The 18,176-nt window shown below is 40.1% G+C and carries 15 protein-coding genes; 3 read left to right on the forward strand and 12 right to left on the reverse strand.

The genetic code is table 11. The features are described from left to right. Positions 1 to 128: 128 nt before the first annotated feature. On the forward strand, positions 129 to 1,226 hold the full coding sequence (locus tag ABE613_RS05290; RefSeq protein WP_347375864.1) for a pyridoxal phosphate-dependent aminotransferase: 1,098 nt from the start codon (positions 129 to 131) through the stop codon (positions 1,224 to 1,226). A 78-nt stretch (positions 1,227 to 1,304) separates the two neighbouring features. On the opposite strand, the gene ABE613_RS05295 is transcribed toward ABE613_RS05290, so the two are convergent. The 9 genes from ABE613_RS05295 to ABE613_RS05335 all read right to left on the reverse strand — a co-directional run bounded on the left by ABE613_RS05295 (position 1,305) and on the right by ABE613_RS05335 (position 12,964). Further along, positions 1,305 to 1,649 carry a cupin domain-containing protein gene (locus ABE613_RS05295; protein ID WP_235231827.1) on the reverse strand — a complete coding sequence of 115 codons (345 nt, stop codon included), beginning with the start codon at positions 1,647 to 1,649 and terminating at the stop codon, positions 1,305 to 1,307. Positions 1,650 to 1,743: 94 nt separating this feature from the next. Continuing rightward, the gene (locus tag ABE613_RS05300) at positions 1,744 to 3,729 is read right to left on the reverse strand and encodes an FtsX-like permease family protein (RefSeq protein WP_347375865.1); all 1,986 of its coding nucleotides are present in this window, start codon (positions 3,727 to 3,729) and stop codon (positions 1,744 to 1,746) included. Next, positions 3,722 to 4,489 carry an ABC transporter ATP-binding protein gene (locus ABE613_RS05305; RefSeq protein ID WP_235231825.1) on the reverse strand — a complete coding sequence of 256 codons (768 nt, stop codon included), beginning with the start codon at positions 4,487 to 4,489 and terminating at the stop codon, positions 3,722 to 3,724. Before ABE613_RS05305 ends, ABE613_RS05300 begins: the two co-directional genes overlap by 8 nt. Before the next feature lie 119 nt (positions 4,490 to 4,608). Continuing rightward, the gene (locus ABE613_RS05310) at positions 4,609 to 5,616 is read right to left on the reverse strand and encodes a sensor histidine kinase (protein WP_347375866.1); all 1,008 of its coding nucleotides are present in this window, start codon (positions 5,614 to 5,616) and stop codon (positions 4,609 to 4,611) included. An 8-nt stretch (positions 5,617 to 5,624) separates the two neighbouring features. After that, positions 5,625 to 6,299, reverse strand: a complete 675-nt coding sequence (locus ABE613_RS05315) for a response regulator transcription factor (protein WP_235231823.1) — start codon at positions 6,297 to 6,299, stop codon at positions 5,625 to 5,627. 160 nt (positions 6,300 to 6,459) lie between these two features. After that, entirely contained in the window at positions 6,460 to 7,083 is a 624-nt protein-coding gene (locus ABE613_RS05320; protein ID WP_235231822.1) for a cell wall hydrolase, read from the reverse strand. A gap of 212 nt (positions 7,084 to 7,295) precedes the next feature. After that, on the reverse strand, positions 7,296 to 10,493 hold the full coding sequence (gene carB, locus ABE613_RS05325; protein ID WP_235231821.1) for a carbamoyl-phosphate synthase large subunit: 3,198 nt from the start codon (positions 10,491 to 10,493) through the stop codon (positions 7,296 to 7,298). After that, on the reverse strand, positions 10,493 to 11,563 hold the full coding sequence (locus tag ABE613_RS05330) for a carbamoyl phosphate synthase small subunit (protein WP_235231820.1): 1,071 nt from the start codon (positions 11,561 to 11,563) through the stop codon (positions 10,493 to 10,495). The genes carB and ABE613_RS05330 overlap by 1 nt, the downstream gene beginning before the upstream one ends. Before the next feature lie 201 nt (positions 11,564 to 11,764). Continuing rightward, positions 11,765 to 12,964: a transglutaminase domain-containing protein gene (locus ABE613_RS05335; protein WP_235231819.1), complete on the reverse strand. Its 1,200-nt coding sequence runs from the start codon at positions 12,962 to 12,964 to the stop codon at positions 11,765 to 11,767. A 129-nt stretch (positions 12,965 to 13,093) separates the two neighbouring features. On the opposite strand from ABE613_RS05335, the gene ABE613_RS05340 reads away from it, so the two are divergent. Together ABE613_RS05340 and ABE613_RS05345 are read left to right on the forward strand one after the other, a co-directional pair. Next, on the forward strand, positions 13,094 to 14,359 hold the full coding sequence (locus ABE613_RS05340) for a peptidoglycan-binding protein (RefSeq protein WP_235231818.1): 1,266 nt from the start codon (positions 13,094 to 13,096) through the stop codon (positions 14,357 to 14,359). 162 nt (positions 14,360 to 14,521) lie between these two features. Then, on the forward strand, positions 14,522 to 15,328 hold the full coding sequence (locus ABE613_RS05345) for an IclR family transcriptional regulator (protein ID WP_235231817.1): 807 nt from the start codon (positions 14,522 to 14,524) through the stop codon (positions 15,326 to 15,328). Positions 15,329 to 15,376: 48 nt separating this feature from the next. Here ABE613_RS05345 and ABE613_RS05350 read toward each other — a convergent pair whose 3' ends face one another. From ABE613_RS05350 to ABE613_RS05360, 3 genes are all read right to left on the reverse strand, one after another. Further along, complete coding sequence (locus ABE613_RS05350; protein WP_235231816.1) at positions 15,377 to 15,532, reverse strand: hypothetical protein; 156 nt, start codon at positions 15,530 to 15,532, stop codon at positions 15,377 to 15,379. 27 nt (positions 15,533 to 15,559) lie between these two features. After that, entirely contained in the window at positions 15,560 to 16,144 is a 585-nt protein-coding gene (locus ABE613_RS05355) for a methyltransferase domain-containing protein (protein ID WP_347375867.1), read from the reverse strand. An 821-nt stretch (positions 16,145 to 16,965) separates the two neighbouring features. After that, complete coding sequence (locus ABE613_RS05360) at positions 16,966 to 17,820, reverse strand: DMT family transporter (protein ID WP_235234326.1); 855 nt, start codon at positions 17,818 to 17,820, stop codon at positions 16,966 to 16,968. Between the last annotated feature and the right edge of the window lie 356 nt (positions 17,821 to 18,176).

Below are 18,176 nucleotides of genomic sequence, written 5' to 3' on the forward strand. Positions count from 1 at the left end.
CTGACACCTGCTTCTTTCGTTGCATTTTTCTAAAAACATACTATAATAAATTATAGCATTGATTGATAAGTAAAGGCAATGCCAGAAACACAAAATCATGAAATTATTATAGAATAGGATGCATAGATATGGAAAAGAAACCAGAATTTCACGGAAGTGATTTAGAAAAGATTGCAGAATATTACCACATTTCCGCCGAAGGAATCGTTAAATTCGGCGCAAATGTCAATCCACTTGGATTATCAGAGACAGTAAAAAGGGAACTGGCCGATAATCTGGACATCATCAGCAGCTATCCAGACCGAAATTACACCAGTCTCAAAAAAAACATAGGTTCCTACTGTAATGCAGATCCGCGGCATATTGTAGTCGGGAATGGTTCTACCGAACTAATCTCCCTTCTGATCAGTCAGCGTGCTCCTCGAAAAGCCCTTGTACTCGGACCTACCTATTCAGAATACGCACGAGAACTTTCCCTGGTCGGTGGAACTCTGGAATACTATCATCTAAAGGAAGAGGATAACTTTTGTCTAAATATTTCAGATTTTTTAAATAATTTAACAAAAGAAATCGATCTTGTAATCATCTGTAATCCAAACAATCCTACTTCTTCTGCTATCAGCATAAATGATATGGAACAGATCATCCACTGCTGCAAAGAACTCGATATATTCGTCATGATCGACGAGACTTACGTGGAATTTGCCCCTGAAGGAACCGAAATCAGTTCTATCCCTCTTGTTCCAAAATACGACAACTTCATGGTCATCCGTGGTGTCTCCAAATTCTTCGCCGCTCCAGGGCTGCGTTTTGGTTATGGGCTTACAAGTAACGAAGCATTTCTTCAGGCTCTGATTACCCATCAAAATCCATGGAGTCTGAACAGTATCGGCGCTTTTGCAGGCGAACTTATGTTAAATGACAAAGAATACATCCATGCTACCTATCAGCTGATTGACTCTGAACGTACCAGACTCTACACAGAGTTGAAAAAGCTAGAAGCCCAAGGCACATTAAAAATCTATAATCCCTATGCGAACTTTATCCTGATTCGAATTCTTAAAACAGGTATTACTTCATTTGATGTATTTGAAGCCGCAATCCGCGAACGTATGATGATCCGTGATTGTTCCTCTTTTGAAAGTCTTGAGGGAGAATATGTGCGATTTTGTATCATGATGCCAAAAGACAATGACCGGCTTATGGATATTTTCCGAAATCTATAATTATATATTTAACTTTTGAAGGGAGTAAGTCCTCCGACAACTTACTCCCTTTCACTTAGTCTATGAAAACTACCCATATTATTTTTTCAGTATCAATGCCATAAATGTAAGTTCTTCTGTTCCAGTATTCTTCAGCCCATGTCCATCTCCGTCTTTACACAGGAATAAGTCCCCCGGTTCAGCTGGATACGCTTTGCCATTATCATCATACATTCCATGTCCAGACAGGATAAAATATGATTCCGTCTCTCCATGATGCTCATGATATCCAATCTCACAGTTCGGAAGAACCGATATCTTCGCATACATTCTACAAGCTTCTCCGACTTCCTCAGAAGAAACCAACTGCTCTCTTGTGATAAACCCTGCTCCTCCATTCACATGCTCTACTTTTACTAATTCTCTTTCTCCGGCTTTTGTCATACCACATGCTCCTCCTTATCGCTATCATCCTAGTTCATTGATGATATGTTCTATATACACAATACAACCTAAGAAAGGGATGTGTCAACAACATCTATTTAACAATTTTGTAGTATTCTCTGGTAGTAATCGTGAATACTCCTGCATAGAATGCAGCGAATACTGCAACGGTAGCGACTGTGCAATGTCGGAATAATTCGACATTGACGAGGTTTAATACTGCCAGTAATTTTGTAATCACACCAAATGCCACAGTGATGTGTATAACTGCCATTACCAGCGGAAGGAAGAATACGATAAGGACCTGACTTCGGATAGAACGTTTGACTTCTGCTTTACTCATTCCTACATTTTGCATAATCTGATAACGTTTGCGATCATCGTATCCTTCGGAAATCTGTTTGTAATAGATGATGAGTACGGTTGCCATCAGAAACATGATTCCAAGATAGACTCCGATAAAAAACAGTCCGCCGTATAAACCGTAAAAGCTTTTACGGCTTAATTCACGGCTTTCACAGGATGCATTCGGAATTTCATTTTCAATCCGGCTCTTGATAACATTCATTGCATCTTTGCAATTTTGTTTTTTCCCCTTCAGGTCAAATGATATATCGTAAGAAATGCTGCTTTTCTTGGCAATCCAGTCTGCATCCATTGTACTATCCTGATATACATGATTTAGTACATCCTGAATCTGATCTATATCTGGGAATATCACATAATAGGTTTCATATATCCCGGACTGGTTTTTTGGTTCTGCTTTCATGTGTTCCAGTTCTTCTGCTACATGATACTCTTTGTCACCAATTTTAATCGTATCTTTCCCATACATTCCTTTCACATTGTATACAAGGACTTCATCTGCCATAAGACTCCTCTTTTGATTTTCCATCTGGTTGAAGTCTTCCAGCGGAATCAGATTTATTTCGCAAGTATTAGCAACCGCATAATTTCCAAATTCTCTCAATTGAAATTCATCGTCTGATCTTGATGCCATTAATTCTTCATTATGATATTGCAGAATATTTTCCAGCCTAACGCCTGCTTTTTTGGTTTCTTCTTCAATAATCCGATCTGCCATCTGCTCATTTTCAGGATTGGCAGTCTCAATACTCACTTTACATTCTTTCGGGAATCGTATATGTAATATATCATCCATTCCTGCATACAGAGATACTGTGGTTGATATCATTACCAGAACCATCGTACTGAGGATACAGATATTGGCCAGTCCGACTGCATTCTGTTTCATACGGCAAATCATACCGGAAACTGCCGTAAAATGTCTGGTCTGATAATAAAATTTCTTATTTTTGCGAAGCATTTTAAGAAGTGCAATGCTGCCTGCCACAAACAATGCGTATGTTCCTAAGATTACGCATACAACTGCTGCGAAAAAATTAGTGAGAGCCGTCAAAGGTTCTTTTGTTATAATAGCAATATAATATCCAATTCCAAGTGATATCAAGCCAAATATTGTCAATAGTAATTTTGTCTTTGGCTCTTTTTCACCCTGCTCACTTCCATGAAGCAGTTCTATTGGATTCGACAGTTTAATCTGAAGCAGGTTATATCCCAATGTCAGCAAAAATATTCCGACAAAGAGGATTAATGTATTGCGAAGTGAATCTACTGATAAATTGAATTTCATTCCTATGTCGTAGTGCAGGATTTTCAAAAAAATCAGATACATCAATTTGCTGAAAATAATTCCACAGATCATCCCTGCGCCAATGCTGAGCACTGCTGTAATCATCGTTTCAATTGTAAGCATCCTTGCTATATGGGGCTTTCCCATGCCCAGTATATTATACACGCCGATTTCTTTTTTCCGTCTCTTAATCAGGAAACTATTTGTATAGAACAGAAAAATAATTGCAAAAATTATAATAACCCAAACTGCGCAATCCAATACTGATTTCAAACTTCCATCTCCAATTTCCGGGTTTTTGGAAAGAGCATCCATAATATAGTACATCATAACCGTCAGAATGGCCGTCAGGATATACGGAACATAGGTCTTTCGGTTATTCTTAATATTTGTCACAGCCAGCCTGGAATAAATGGAGCTACTCATGCCTCTCACCTCCCGTTGTTAACACGGTCAGTGTATCTGAGATCTTTTGATACATTTCCTCATTGGTAAGACTGCCACGATACAACTGATGGAACACTTCGCCATCTTTGATGAACAACACCCGTTTTGCGTTGCTTGCCGCCTTCACACTATGAGTGACCATTACGATTGTCTGTCCGTCCTGATGAATGGTCGTAAAAAGATTCATCAGATCATCTGCTGCCCTGGAATCCAACGCTCCTGTAGGCTCATCTGCCAGAATCAACTGCGGCCTGGTAATCAGCGCTCTTGCTACCGCTGCCCTTTGCTTCTGTCCGCCGGACACTTCATAAGGATATTTGTCCAATATTCCCTGAATACCAAGTTTTTCTGCAATCGGCCTTAATCGCTTTTCCATCTCTTCGTACTTTTTGCCGGAAAGTACCAGAGGCAAAAAGATATTATCTTTGAGAGAAAACGTATCCAGAAGATGAAAGTCCTGAAACACGAACCCCAGATTTTGACGTCTGAATGTTGCAATTTCTTTCTCTCTGAGACTTCCAAGATCTCTGCCTTTCAAATATACTTTTCCTCCGGAAGGCTTATCCAGTGCCGCAAGAATATTCAAAAGAGTCGTCTTTCCCGATCCTGATTCTCCCATGATTGCAACATACTCTCTTGGTTCCACAGAAAAATTCACATTCTTAAGTGCCTCCACCTGATTGCCCCCAAAACGAGTCGTATATATTTTCTTTACATTTTTCACTTCCAACAGTGCCATAATCTATCCATCCTTTCTTTGTTCTCTACAAATCTTATTATAAAAAACGGGAAAATGTCCTTCCATCGAATTGGATTACATTTTCCCTGTATAAACTTACATCTTTGTAAGAATGGATTCTATTCGAAGTAACCTTCGTCTCTGGACAGGCATAAAAACACCTTGGTTCCCTGGTCAACCTCTGATTCGATCCATATGCTGTGCCGAAGCCTGTCCATAACCACTTTACACAGGTACAGACCAATCCCAGTAGACTTTTTATCTGTCCTGCCATTATATCCTGTAAATCCCTTTTCAAACACACGCGGCAGATCTTCTGGCTGAATACCAATTCCAGTATCTTCTATCACAAGGCACTTTCCTTGCTTTGTCTCTTCCATATAAATGGCAATACTCCCCATACTTTTGGTATATTTCAATGCATTTGACAAAATCTGTTCAATAACAAAGAGAAGCCATTTTTCATCTGTAAGAACTTGAATATCTATTGTAGTATAATTTAACTTAATCTTTTTCAAAATAAATGGCTGTGAATATTTACGGACTGCATGTTTCACGATATCATCCAGATCATATGTTTTCAAAGACAAGTCCGACGACATATCCTCTACTCTAAGATAAGTAAGGACCATCTCGACATACTGTTCAATCTTGAAAAGTTCCATTTTTATATTTTTAGTCAGAATCTGATCAACTACATCTCCGTTTTCATAGGATTGCAGTAAGACATGCATTGCCGCAATCGGTGTCTTGATCTGATGTATCCACATTCCATAATAATCTTCCATCTCCCGCTTGGAAATACGAGCTGTCGATTCCATATCTCTGATCAGATTATCAGAAAGTCGTACAATTCTCTGATAATCATCTTCCAGCATACCTTCCGGCTGTGGCAGATCATCCAGACATTTTCCGTGACTCCTTTCCACCTTTAAAAGTGCCTCATGACGTTTCCGATATCGGAAAAAGCCGATTGCTCCACAGAAAACTCCCCACAAAATCATCAATAACACAATATATTGAACCGCATCCAACGGAACATTATATAAGAATAACATTACAATAAATATTCCGACCAGCCCCATATACAAGCATATCTCTCTGGTCTGCTCTCGCAAAAATGACATCACTATCCTCATTGCTCCACCATATATCCTATCCCTTTTTTTGTGCGGATCATATCATCCAGTCCAAGTTGCTCTAATTTCTTCCGAAGCCTGGCAATATTGACCGTCAAAGTATTGTCATCGATAAACTCATCGCTCTCCCAGAGTCTCGTAATCAGATCATCTCGCGAGACAATCTTTCCCCGATTCTCCAGCAGCATCTGCAAAATGCGAAATTCATTTTTTGTCAATTCTAATTCCCGATCCCGATAACCGATCACCGCATCGTTCAAATGCAATACCGCCCCATGATATTCCATCACATTGACCGAACCCTGGAAAGAATACGCCCTTCGCAAGATAGCCTGAACCTTCGCCGTCACTACATTCAGATCAAACGGCTTCTCAATATACTCATCTCCACCCATATTCATAGCCATCACAATGTTCATATTGTCATTGGCTGAAGACAGAAAAATAATCGGCACCTTCGATATCTTTCGAATCTCCTGGCACCAGTGAAATCCATTAAAAAACGGAAGCATAACATCCAAAAGCACCAACTGCGGATCATACTCCAGAAAAACCTCTGTCACATACTTAAAATCCTCCGCACACCGCGTTTCATAATCCCATCTTTCCAAATGATTTGCAAGCGCATGCGCAATCGTCATATCATCCTCAATAATTAAAATCCTGTACATCGTTGTCTTCACTCCTTATCAAACAACAGTGTACAGGATTTTAATATTCTTGTGTATATTTCACATAAAAATTCATAAAATCTTAATTTGGGTACAGGGCATTTTTAAAATGGGGACGTAGTAAAATTGCATTTTACTACGTCCCCATTTTAACATTTTACTAATGAAAGTAATGATCTCCTATTTTGGTACCGCATCCGCCTTTGTCGAAGTACAGGCACCCGCCAACTGGGTTGGCTCCTGCCAGTGCATCTGCTGCAGCCTGTAGGGCTGTTGCGGTGTAACCGCCGGAATTTCTGACTTGGTTGAGCCATCCTGTGGATGCCGGACCGAACTGGCCTGGCTGATAGATGACTTCTTCTATGCTATTGGGATAGCTTCCGCTGTTCACGCGGTTTAGAACAACAGCTCCTACCGCCACTTGTCCTTCGTATGGCTGATTTCCTGCCTCGCAAAATATGATAGATGCCAGAAGTTCTTGCTTCTGCTGCAATTCTTTCGCAGCCTGTGCCTCTCTTTCTGCCTGTTCTTTTGCTTCTTGTTCTCTTCTGGCTGTTTCTTCAGCTGCCATTTGCTGACCCTCTGCTGTAACTTCACTGGCGGAAGCCACGAATTCTTCAGATATTGTCTGCATCGCTGTAGTCTGTATGTCAGCTGTCTCTATCCCTGTTGTATGGTTTGTCTCAGACTGTAAAGAGGCTGCCTGGCTGGTAAATCCCGTTGCCATCAGTGAACATGCTGCCAAAAACACGAACATCGAACTCAGTCTCTTATTTTTTATCATAAATTTATACCCTCCTATTTTGCAATGTATGAACATTGTTTTAATAAAGTATATTCATTTCTTTAAACTTTATTACAATTATTACAAATTTGTTACATAACACAACGTGAGATATATTATCATATTCAAAATAATCTGTCAACAAAAAAGTTGCTTTTACTAAAAAAAGGAACATGCATATCTGCACATTCCTTTTCTTCAAAGCAACCATATTATATTGTCGCAATGTCTATTAATGTCAATTTTTTGATATCTGTATTCTCTAGACTAGTAATCAACGCCTCCGCTGTGTCAATAGCCGTCAGGACGTTGACACCTGTCTCAATCGCATTTCTTCGAATGATAAATCCATCTCTGGAGCGATCAGCACCCTGTGGCGGCGTATCAATGACAAGGTCTATCTTGTGTCCAAGGATAAGGTCCATAAGATTTGGTGATTCCTGTTCAATCTTATTAACTGCATTGGCTCTTACACCAGCTTCTTTCAATGCATCCGCCGTTCCCTTTGTTGCAAAAATCTTATATCCGATCTTTTCAAATCTGCGTCCGATTTCCACAGCTTCTTCTTTGTCGTCATCACGCACTGTAATGATCATATTCTTATGCTTCGGCAATTTAATACCAGCTCCAAGAAATGCCTTATACAATGCCTCATCAAATGTCTTGGCAATGCCGAGACACTCACCGGTGGATTTCATCTCTGGTCCAAGGCTGATATCTGCACCGCGGATCTTCTCAAAGGAGAATACCGGCATCTTTACTGCAAAATAATCCGCCTCCGGCTGAAGCCCCGGCGTATATCCCAGATCTCTGATCTTATTTCCAATAATCACCTTTGTAGCCAACGGTACGATTGGAATTCCAGTCACTTTACTAATGTAAGGAACGGTACGGCTGGAACGAGGATTCACTTCAATGACATAGACATCCTCTCCCACCACAATGAACTGAATATTAATCAATCCAATTACATGAAGTGATTGCGCAAGCTTCTTCGTATAATCCTCAATCGTACGCTTTGTCTTATCAGAAATGCTCTGTGCCGGATATACGGAGATACTATCGCCAGAATGGATTCCGGCACGCTCGATATGCTCCATAATACCCGGAATCAAGATATCTTCACCGTCACATACTGCATCAACCTCAATCTCTTTGCCTTGTAGATACTTATCTACCAGAATTGGATGATCCTGGGCAATTCGGTTGATAATACCAATAAATTCATCAATATCGTGGTCATTAATTGCAATTTGCATTCCTTGTCCACCAAGTACATAAGAAGGTCTTACCAATACCGGATAGCCCAGTCTGTTTGCAACCTCTTTGGCTTCCTCCGCAGTAAATACAGTTCCACCTGTCGGTCTTGGAATTCCACATTTTTCAAGAATCTCATCAAACAACTCACGGTCTTCTGCAGCGTCTACATTTTCAGCAGATGTTCCTAAGATCGGAACGCCCATCTTCATCAGAGATTCCGTCAGTTTAATAGCTGTCTGTCCGCCAAACTGTACCACTGCTCCATCTGGTTTCTCCAGATCAACGATACTTTCCACATCTTCCGGTGTCAATGGTTCAAAATACAATTTATCCGCAATATCAAAGTCGGTACTAACCGTCTCTGGGTTGTTATTTACAATAATCGTCTCATAACCTTCTTTTGCAAATGCCCACGTACAGTGTACAGAGCAGAAGTCAAACTCAATACCCTGACCGATACGAATCGGACCAGAACCAAGCACCAGAACCTTCTTCTTACCGGTTGTCTCTTCTACTTCATTCTCACTTCCGTATACGGAATAATAATATGGTGTCTCAGCCGCAAATTCTGCCGCACAGGTATCAACCATCTTATAAGAAGCCGTAATTCCATATTCATGACGCATATCGTGAATCTGACGCTCTGTATTACCGGTCAGTCTTGCAATCACATTATCTGGGAACTCCATACGCTTTGCTTCTCTTAAGGTCTCAGCATCAAGTGTACTGTTCTGCAGTTTCTGTTCCATTTCAACCAGAATCGCAATCTTGTCAATGAACCACTTATCAATCTTGGTAATCGCATGAATCTCATCATAGGTGATTCCCTGACGAATCGCCTCTGCAATCTTCCAGATGCGGCGATCATCCACCACCTCCAGCTCTTCCAGCAATTCCTCTCTGGATAAATGAGAGAAGTCATAAGACATCAGACTGTCGACATGCTGCTCCAGAGAACGGATGGCTTTCATAAGGGCACCTTCAAAATTATCACAGATACTCATGACCTCTCCGGTTGCCTTCATCTGAGTCGTCAGTGTACGTTTTGCACTGATAAATTTATCAAATGGAAGTCTTGGAATCTTTACTACACAGTAGTCAAGCATAGGCTCAAAGCTTGCGTAAGTCTTCTTCGTAACCGCATTCTTAATCTCATCCAAAGTATAACCAAGTGCAATCTTAGCCGCAACCTTGGCAATCGGATATCCTGTTGCCTTAGATGCAAGTGCCGAAGAACGGCTGACACGAGGATTCACCTCGATAACACAGTACTCAAATGTCTCCGGATGCAATGCATACTGTACGTTACATCCTCCTGTAATATTCAGCTCACTGATAATATTCAATGCCGAAGTACGAAGCATCTGATACTCTTTATCTCCCAACGTCTGAGAAGGTGCTACAACGATACTGTCACCGGTATGAACGCCGACCGGATCAATATTTTCCATATTACATACAGTAATACAGTTACCATTGCTGTCACGCATCACCTCATACTCGATCTCTTTCCATCCGGCGATACAACGCTCAACCAGAACCTGACCAACACGAGAAAGACGAAGTCCATTTTCCAGAATCTCTACCAGCTGCGTTCTGTCGTGTGCGATACCGCCGCCGCTTCCTCCCAATGTATAGGCCGGACGCAGAACGACCGGATAACCAATTTCTTCTGCAAATTTAATACCAGACTCCACATCTTCTACGACCAGAGATGCTGCACAAGGCTCCCCAATCTTTTCCATGGTAGCCTTAAATTCCAGACGGTCTTCCGCCTTTTTAATGGTCTCTGATGTTGTTCCAATCAGACGAACCCCATGCTCCTTTAAAAAGCCTGATTCTTCCAGCTCCATTGCAAGATTCAATCCTGCCTGTCCCCCCAGAGTCGGAAGCACACTATCTGGCTTTTCCTTCAAGATCAATTGTTCCACTACCTCTGGAGTCAACGGCTCAATGTATACACGATCTGCAATATCTTTATCTGTCATAATCGTTGCCGGATTAGAGTTCAAAAGAACAACTTCAAGGCCTTCCTCTTTTAATGAACGGCAGGCCTGTGTACCTGCATAGTCAAACTCTGCTGCCTGTCCAATAATAATAGGACCGGAGCCAATCACCAATACTTTTTTTATATCTTTATTTTTAGGCATTATTTTGCTCCTTTCATCATATCCATAAACCGGTCAAACAAATAACCCGAATCCTGAGGCCCAGGGCATGCTTCCGGATGGAACTGTACGGTAAAGATATTCTTCCCAACATATGAAAGTCCTTCGTTGGTTCCATCATTGACATTGATAAATGCTTCTTCTGCAACCGACGGATCCAGGCTTGAGCCATCTACTGCATATCCATGGTTCTGTGAAGAAATATACACACGATTATTACTTAGATCCTTCACCGGATGATTGCCACCACGATGTCCATATTTCAACTTATAGGTTTTCCCACCATTTGCCAGAGCCATTAACTGATGTCCCAGACAAATTGCAAAAATTGGAATCTCTGAATCATATAATTTTTTGATTTCTTTGATAATAGATACGCAGGTAGCCGGGTCTCCAGGCCCATTCGATAACATGATTCCATCCGGTTGCGATTCTATGATCTCTTCTGCAGAAGTGTCTGCCGGATATACTGTCACCTCACATCCCCGCTTATTTAAAGACTTGGCAATGTTATTCTTCGCGCCAAAATCCATCAGCGCAACTTTCGGTCCATCACCTTCTAAGACATATTTTTCCTTACATGTGACTTTTGATACTACGTCCCCTACCACATAAGCTTTTAACTTCGGGATGATTTCTTCCAGATCATAATTCTCATTCGTAGTGATCATTCCATTCATGGTACCTTTTTCACGCAATATCTTCGTCAGTGCCCGGGTATCAACTCCCGCGATTCCCGGTATATCCTGTTCTTTCAGGAAATCTTGAATGCTGCCTTCACATCGGAAGTTACTTGGCATTCTGGATAATTCTCTTACGATATACCCGTCCGGCCATGCCTTTTTCGATTCCATATCCGGCGTAATTCCATAATTGCCAATTAATGGATAGGTCATTACAACGGCCTGTCCGGCGTAAGAAGGGTCAGTTAACACCTCAAGATAACCTGTCATTGAAGTATTAAATACTATCTCGCTAATCATGTCTCTTGTTGAACCTATGCTGGTTCCGGTAAAGACGGTCCCGTCTTCCAATATAAGAAATGCTTTCATATATTCACCTTTTCCCTTCCTTAATTTATGCAGGACGAACATCCCTCCGAAACAGCTATAATTCCAAAAAATAAGGCAGTTTGTGCAAGCACAAAACCGCCTTGTTTTATTCTATCACTCTTCGACAATCCTCGTCTCCACAAATTGTAAAAATTATACTACAAATAGATTCATTTTTCAACCACTAATTCTTCTTAAATCTTACTCATACTGCCAATAAATCGTAATCTTATTCAGCTCCGGTTCATCCATATATTGATACTTCACTTCTGTCAGCCCATACCAGGATGCCAGATTCTGCGCTGCCTTGTGAATAATATTTTGAAAGATGTCATCATGTGCCTGACCATATACTCCACTGTCTTTAAATTTCAACACCACTGGATTTCCTTTGGACGAGATGATATCATTCATCTTTTGAAGTATGATTTCCCCATCATAAGAATCATAATACATTCCATTCATCACATAGTAATTACAGTCCATTCTTGTACAAGATGGAAGTTCCACGTCATTATCCGGCGTATGATTTTTCAAAAGTTCCGTATCATCACAACACATATAGTCATAACTAATATTCTGCAGCTGGTTCACTTCTTCACCCTCCGCTGCCTGAAACACTGGATCTCCCCATGTCGTATCCACATAATAATACTCTCCGTTACAACGCACCAGGTTCCATGCATGACTCTGCCCCCCTGTCGTCGTTCCAGTCACATAAGTACAGAATACCCCCAATTTTTCCAACAGATATTGTGTCGCCTTGGAATACCCGGCACACACAGAACGATGGTGCGCAAAAACACTGTAAATATTCTGATTATCAGAAGCTTCTTGATCATAATCCACTGTATTAACAATATATTCATAGACATACAGTATCTTCTGATATTCTGATTCCTCTGCAGATATTCCCGAGAGACAGTCCAACACTGTATCTTCAATCTCCTCTTTCATAACAGTCTTTTCTTCATTATTATATATATAATCCGGACGCAATATAGTATAGGACTCTTCCTCCTCATACGCAGTTGCTGTTGCCGTCCCATCACACCAGAATATATCAGGATAATCTTTTAAAACATATTGAAATAACTGAATCGTTCTGTCCGCATCTGACCCATGCGTATAAATTTCATCTACATTCTCCTTGATTCCCTGTAGAATTTCCTGATAGATTGCTTGTTCCTCAGCTCCAATTTGCTGATAATAATACTTCTCTCCCAAGCTTTCTTCCAATTCTGCGTCTATCTCCTGATATGGTATAGATACGGTTTTTTTTGCTTCTTTTTGAATATTTAATTTTTCACCTGTTACATATATAATGAACAGCAACATACAAAATACACCGACCACCGTCGTCAATGCATATAGGCATCCTCGCTTCTTTCTTCTTCTCATTCATCCTCCTCAGTCTTACCGATATTCTATTCACATTATATTCATTCTCACAAAAATGTACAATACAAGTAACGCTTTCTTCTCTGATTTCATATGCTAATTGTAATAGATTCTCTATGAGGTACTTTTATGAATGCAATGAATCCCAATCAGTTGGATACACCTGATAAAGGAAAACTACAGATTAATATTACATCTGAAATTAATGCATATCCGATTGCAGATGCCACCATATCCATTTCATATACTGGTGTTCCAGAAAGTCAATTAGAACAATTAAAAACAGATTCCTCCGGTCAGACAGAAGTCATCGAACTAAATACTCCTCCTTTAGAGTATAGTACAAATCCTGCGATTGAAGAACAACCTTATGCAGAATATACATTCCAAGTAGAGGCTCCCGGATACGAACCTGTCAGCATTGCCGGCGCCGAACTGCTTCCAGACGTTACCGCAATTCAAAACATCTCTCTTCGCCCAACTGATACCCCAGAACCATCAGAAGAAGTTTTTGTCATCCCTGCACACACATTATATGGAACATATCCCGCTAAAATACCGGAAGATGAGATCAAACCTATGAATGAAACCGGCGAAATCGTTCTAAGCCGCGTCGTTGTCCCCGAATACATTGTCGTTCATGACGGAAGTCCAAGAGATTCTACTGCACAAAATTATTATGTGAAATACAAGGATTATATCAAAAATGTGGCCTCCAGTGAAATCTATGCCACATGGCCGGCAAATACTATCCGGGCAAATGTTCTGGCAATTATGTCCTTCACTCTGAATCGAGTATATACTGAATGGTACCGAAATCAAGGCTATGACTTCACCATAACTTCATCTACAGCATTTGACCACAAATGGATCCCAGAGAGGAATGTATTTGACACCATCTCCGTAATCGTAGATGAACTTTTTGCTGATTATCTGTCACGTCCAAATGTACGCCAGCCGATTCTGACCCAGTATTGTGACGGAAGGCGTGTTCAATGTCCAAACTGGATGACACAATGGGGTTCGATGTCTCTGGGAGAACAGGGATATACCCCTATTGAAATCCTGCGCTACTATTACGGTGACGACATGTACATTAATACCGCCGAAGCCATCTCAGGCATCCCTTCTTCCTGGCCAGGATATAATCTGGAGCAAGGTTCTTCTGGCCCCAAAGTCCGCCAGATGCAGGAACAACTCAATACCATTGCCAGTGCATACCCTGCAATTCCCAAGGTCACCGCTGATGGCATCTACGGTCCAGCTACCGCTGCTGCTGTACAAAAATTCCAATCCGTCTTCGGATTGCCGGCCACCGGTGTTGTTGATTACAGTACCTGGTATAAAATCTCCGAGGTATATGTAGGCGTATCCAGAATTGCTGAACTTGTATAAAATTGTAATTTATCTATGGAAAACCATCCAATTTTTATTCTATTTTCAGATGCCATATAGTTGACTTTTCACAAAATACAGCATATATTTAAGTTAGATATTCTATATCATGTGTTTCATTACGCATAAGGACACAAGAAGAGGTCGAAAGGAGTTATATCTATGGAAGAGAGAGAGCAAAAAAATACCGAAACGATCAAAATGGTGGAACGTGCCCTGCAAGTATTGGATTTATTAAGAACTTCTAAGTCACCACTTGGTGTTAATGAAATTGCAAAAACATGTAAGCTAAACCCCTCCACTACGTTTCGTATTTTAAAAACATTAGAATTATCGGGGTGGGTATTTCAATTGAATGACAGTCGTTACATAACTGGTCAAAAGATTAGTTTTGTAACAGAGCGCAATAATCTATATATCGCACTGCAAGACGTTGCATCTCTGATCATGCAGCATTATACCAATGAATATAATATGGCAATGAACTTATTGATCCGCAAAGGGACTTCCTGTATTATTCTTCAGCAATCCAGGACGAATAAAATTGTTGATTACGTTCCTCCCATCTATTCTGAACTTCCAATTTATGCCTGTGCAGGAGGAAAGGTTTTCCTTTCAGAACTTCCTATTTCCCATGCCGAAGCAATTATTGAGGCAAGCAATCTAGTTCCTTTGACCAGCCATACAATCACAGACCCGAATCTATTCTGGCAAGAACTTCGCATTACGGCAAAGCGCGGTTATGCTTTTGATAATCATGAGTCTACAGAAGGAGGAAGCTGTGTTGCTGTTCCAGTAAGGGATATTGAAGGAACCGTAATTGCCGCTCTTTCGTTCAGCGGATTTATCGGTGTAGAAGATGTGAGTGAATTAGAAAAATATGTCCCTGCACTTAAAGAAGCATCAAGTTGGATCACTCGTTCCTTATTCTCGTTCGGACCACAGGGAAAATTCATGGAAATACAGTAATAACCAAAGGAAGCCATTCGTATCTATGGCTTCCTTTGGCTATTATTGTTATAGAATCTCAGGTTTTCGCCCTGTCACAGAAGATGACATAATGTATTCTCCTATTGACAGGCTCCGCCCCCAGCGTTGTTCATATTCTTTTGAGACAGGCTTCGTCGTAATCTCCACCTGCTCAAATCCGGCAAACTTTACAATCTTTTCCAATTCTTCAACTGAAGAAGCGCCAGACACTCAGCATGAGTGCATGGCTTCATCTTCCTGCATTTCTTTTGTTAGCTCCTTCATGATCACAATATCACAGATTGATATTCTTCCACCGGGCTTCAATGCACGGAATATCTCCTTATAAACTCGCAGTTTATTATCAGACATATTAATCACACAATTCGAGATACAGACATCCGCCGTATTATCTGCAACCGGCAGATTCTCAATCTCTCCAAGACGAAATTCCACATTACGAATCTTATTTTCTTTTGCAATAGTTCTGGCACGTGATAACATCTCTGGAGTCATATCCACTCCAATCGCATGTCCTCTTCTTCCCACAATCTTTCCGGCTATAAAGCAATCCAATCCTGCTCCGCTTCCCAGATCCAGTACGATCTCCCCAGGCTGAATCTGCGCTTTTCGATGAGGATTTCCACAACCAAGTCCCATATTCGCTCCCTCGGGAGCCATCGCTAATTCCTCGAATGTATATCCTACATTTTCAGACATATTCTCTGGCGAAATTGTCTCAGTCAGAACAGATTCCCCATACAACTCCAAAGCTATTTTCCCATACTCTTTTCGCACATTATCATGAACAGACACTTTGTATTCCCCTCTCCGCCAGGATCTGTTCCATCCCAACTTAATTACTCTTATCGAATGTATGGTAACACAATATAAAAACGGATGCAAATATCTTTCACTTCGCATCCGCCTTTATATTGACTCATTATCCAATGGTCTGTACCTCTTACTTTCTTTAATTTTTAAAATTCAGTTTACGTTTTTGGTGGCTTGTACCTTCCTTTCATAAACTTCTCTTCCCGATACTTAGCGCCTTATTTTCTCGGAAATCTTTTTTCAACATTGATGTTGATTTTAATAACAAATGATTGTTTACAGCTCGCGTCTGTCTTACAATTCCGATTTGTTATTTTATGATTATATATTATCATCCAAATCAATATTTGTCAATATATTTTTAGTGTTTTCATGTGTTTTTTTATTATTTTTCTTTATATGTCGAATTCACTGACAATTAACCCGTTTTACTTTTATATTTCCTCACAAAATAAGAACGGATGCAAATATCTTTCACTTCGCATCCGTTCTTATTTTGACTCACTATCCAATGGTCTATACCTCTTACTTTCTTTAAATTATAAAATTTAGTTTACGTTTTTGGTGGCTTGTACCTTCCTTTCATAAACTTTTTCCGATACTTAGCGCCTTATTTCTCGGAACTTTTTCAACATTGCTGTTGATTCTGATAACAAATGATTTTTATCTGTTTTATAAATCAATTTTGTTATTTTGTAATTAAATATTAACACTAATCGGTATATTTGTCAATATATATTTCAAATTTATTATTAATATTTCTATCCTCATCTAATATCAATATATTTTCTGATATTTCATTGTTAATTATTCTTTTGTATAGAACAGAAAAGTGCGACACCTAGAATCATCATTCCTCCTATTACTTCTCGTATGGTTGGAATTTCTCCCAAAAAGATTAAGGCATATAATATTCCATACACCGTTTCCATTCCTGATATAAGTCCCGCCGTCTGCGCTTTTACTTTCTTTTGTGCATCTACATATAATGTATATGCAAATGCCGTGCACACAAATCCAATAAATGCTACACCTACTATATCTTGCCTCCTCCAGTGTACATTTAACAAAAATAAGGCCGGAATTAACACAATTGCAGCTGTTCCTTGCTCATAAAAACATATTAGTTTACCATCATATTTATCTGAAAAATAACGATTTGCCAAGGTCAAGAATGCATATGTCAAACTACAGATCATTCCCCAGATGATTCCAACTGTCGTCTGATTTCCTATGGAAAATTCAGGAATTGTTATAAATACACCTATCATCAACAGCATTGCTCCAATAACACTCTGTTTATAAAGCTTCTCATGAAAGACTAACGGTTCAAGAAAAGTCAAAAACAGTGGAAATGTCGAGAAAGTAATCGTTCCAATCGCTACAGAAGATACTTGTATTGACTGAAAAAACGTAGTCCAGTGCACTGCCAATATCATACCCGTTACAATTATCAATACATAATCTTTCTTCTCCTTCAACCTCAACGGCTCTCTTTTCATTCGCATCATTAACAATAACAAAACCGAAGAACATGCCACCCTCCCAAAAGCAACCATAACCGAAGGTATCTCTACAAACTGACCAATTACACCTGATAGTCCAAACATCATTACTGCTATATGTAGATTCAAAATTGCTCTCTTATTCGTTTTCATCTTGTCATCCTCCAGAGTCGAATTGTTATGCTCAAAACATCGCAATATTTATATATTATAATGAATAAATATGCATTTTTCAATCTTTATGGGAATTTAGATTAGTTAGTTGGTAATTGGGAGGTGTACGGCGAGAGGATAGATGGGATGGTTGCCATTGCGGAGTCCTTCGCTAAGAATCCATAACAGGAAAAGAAGCAGATATTTTGTGACCAGGCTGATTCACCCCGAAATCTTGATGATTTCGAGGCCATCTTCTCGCCTGACATCCCCCAAATCCGCAACTTCCTCATCCGGGAGAATTCCTGCGCGTCATGCAGAGCGAACGATCATAGTAAAGATATTGTCAAAAAACT

It is taken from the genome of Dorea chungnamensis (genome assembly GCF_039832125.1).
Lineage (GTDB): Bacteria > Bacillota > Clostridia > Lachnospirales > Lachnospiraceae > JAFBIX01.

What these genes read in the sequence shown, in the direction of transcription:
- ABE613_RS05290 (WP_347375864.1), top strand. Translation starts at nt 129, where the DNA reads ATGGAAAAGAAACCAGAATTTCACGGAAGTGATTTAGAAAAGATTGCA.
- ABE613_RS05295 (WP_235231827.1), bottom strand. Translation starts at nt 1,649, where the DNA reads ATGACAAAAGCCGGAGAAAGAGAATTAGTAAAAGTAGAGCATGTGAAT.
- ABE613_RS05300 (WP_347375865.1), bottom strand. Translation starts at nt 3,729, where the DNA reads ATGAGTAGCTCCATTTATTCCAGGCTGGCTGTGACAAATATTAAGAAT.
- ABE613_RS05305 (WP_235231825.1), bottom strand. Translation starts at nt 4,489, where the DNA reads ATGGCACTGTTGGAAGTGAAAAATGTAAAGAAAATATATACGACTCGT.
- ABE613_RS05310 (WP_347375866.1), bottom strand. Translation starts at nt 5,616, where the DNA reads ATGTCATTTTTGCGAGAGCAGACCAGAGAGATATGCTTGTATATGGGG.
- ABE613_RS05315 (WP_235231823.1), bottom strand. Translation starts at nt 6,299, where the DNA reads ATGTACAGGATTTTAATTATTGAGGATGATATGACGATTGCGCATGCG.
- ABE613_RS05320 (WP_235231822.1), bottom strand. Translation starts at nt 7,083, where the DNA reads ATGATAAAAAATAAGAGACTGAGTTCGATGTTCGTGTTTTTGGCAGCA.
- carB (WP_235231821.1), bottom strand. Translation starts at nt 10,493, where the DNA reads ATGCCTAAAAATAAAGATATAAAAAAAGTATTGGTGATTGGCTCCGGT.
- ABE613_RS05330 (WP_235231820.1), bottom strand. Translation starts at nt 11,563, where the DNA reads ATGAAAGCATTTCTTATATTGGAAGACGGGACCGTCTTTACCGGAACC.
- ABE613_RS05335 (WP_235231819.1), bottom strand. Translation starts at nt 12,964, where the DNA reads ATGAGAAGAAGAAAGAAGCGAGGATGCCTATATGCATTGACGACGGTG.
- ABE613_RS05340 (WP_235231818.1), top strand. Translation starts at nt 13,094, where the DNA reads ATGAATGCAATGAATCCCAATCAGTTGGATACACCTGATAAAGGAAAA.
- ABE613_RS05345 (WP_235231817.1), top strand. Translation starts at nt 14,522, where the DNA reads ATGGAAGAGAGAGAGCAAAAAAATACCGAAACGATCAAAATGGTGGAA.
- ABE613_RS05360 (WP_235234326.1), bottom strand. Translation starts at nt 17,820, where the DNA reads ATGAAAACGAATAAGAGAGCAATTTTGAATCTACATATAGCAGTAATG.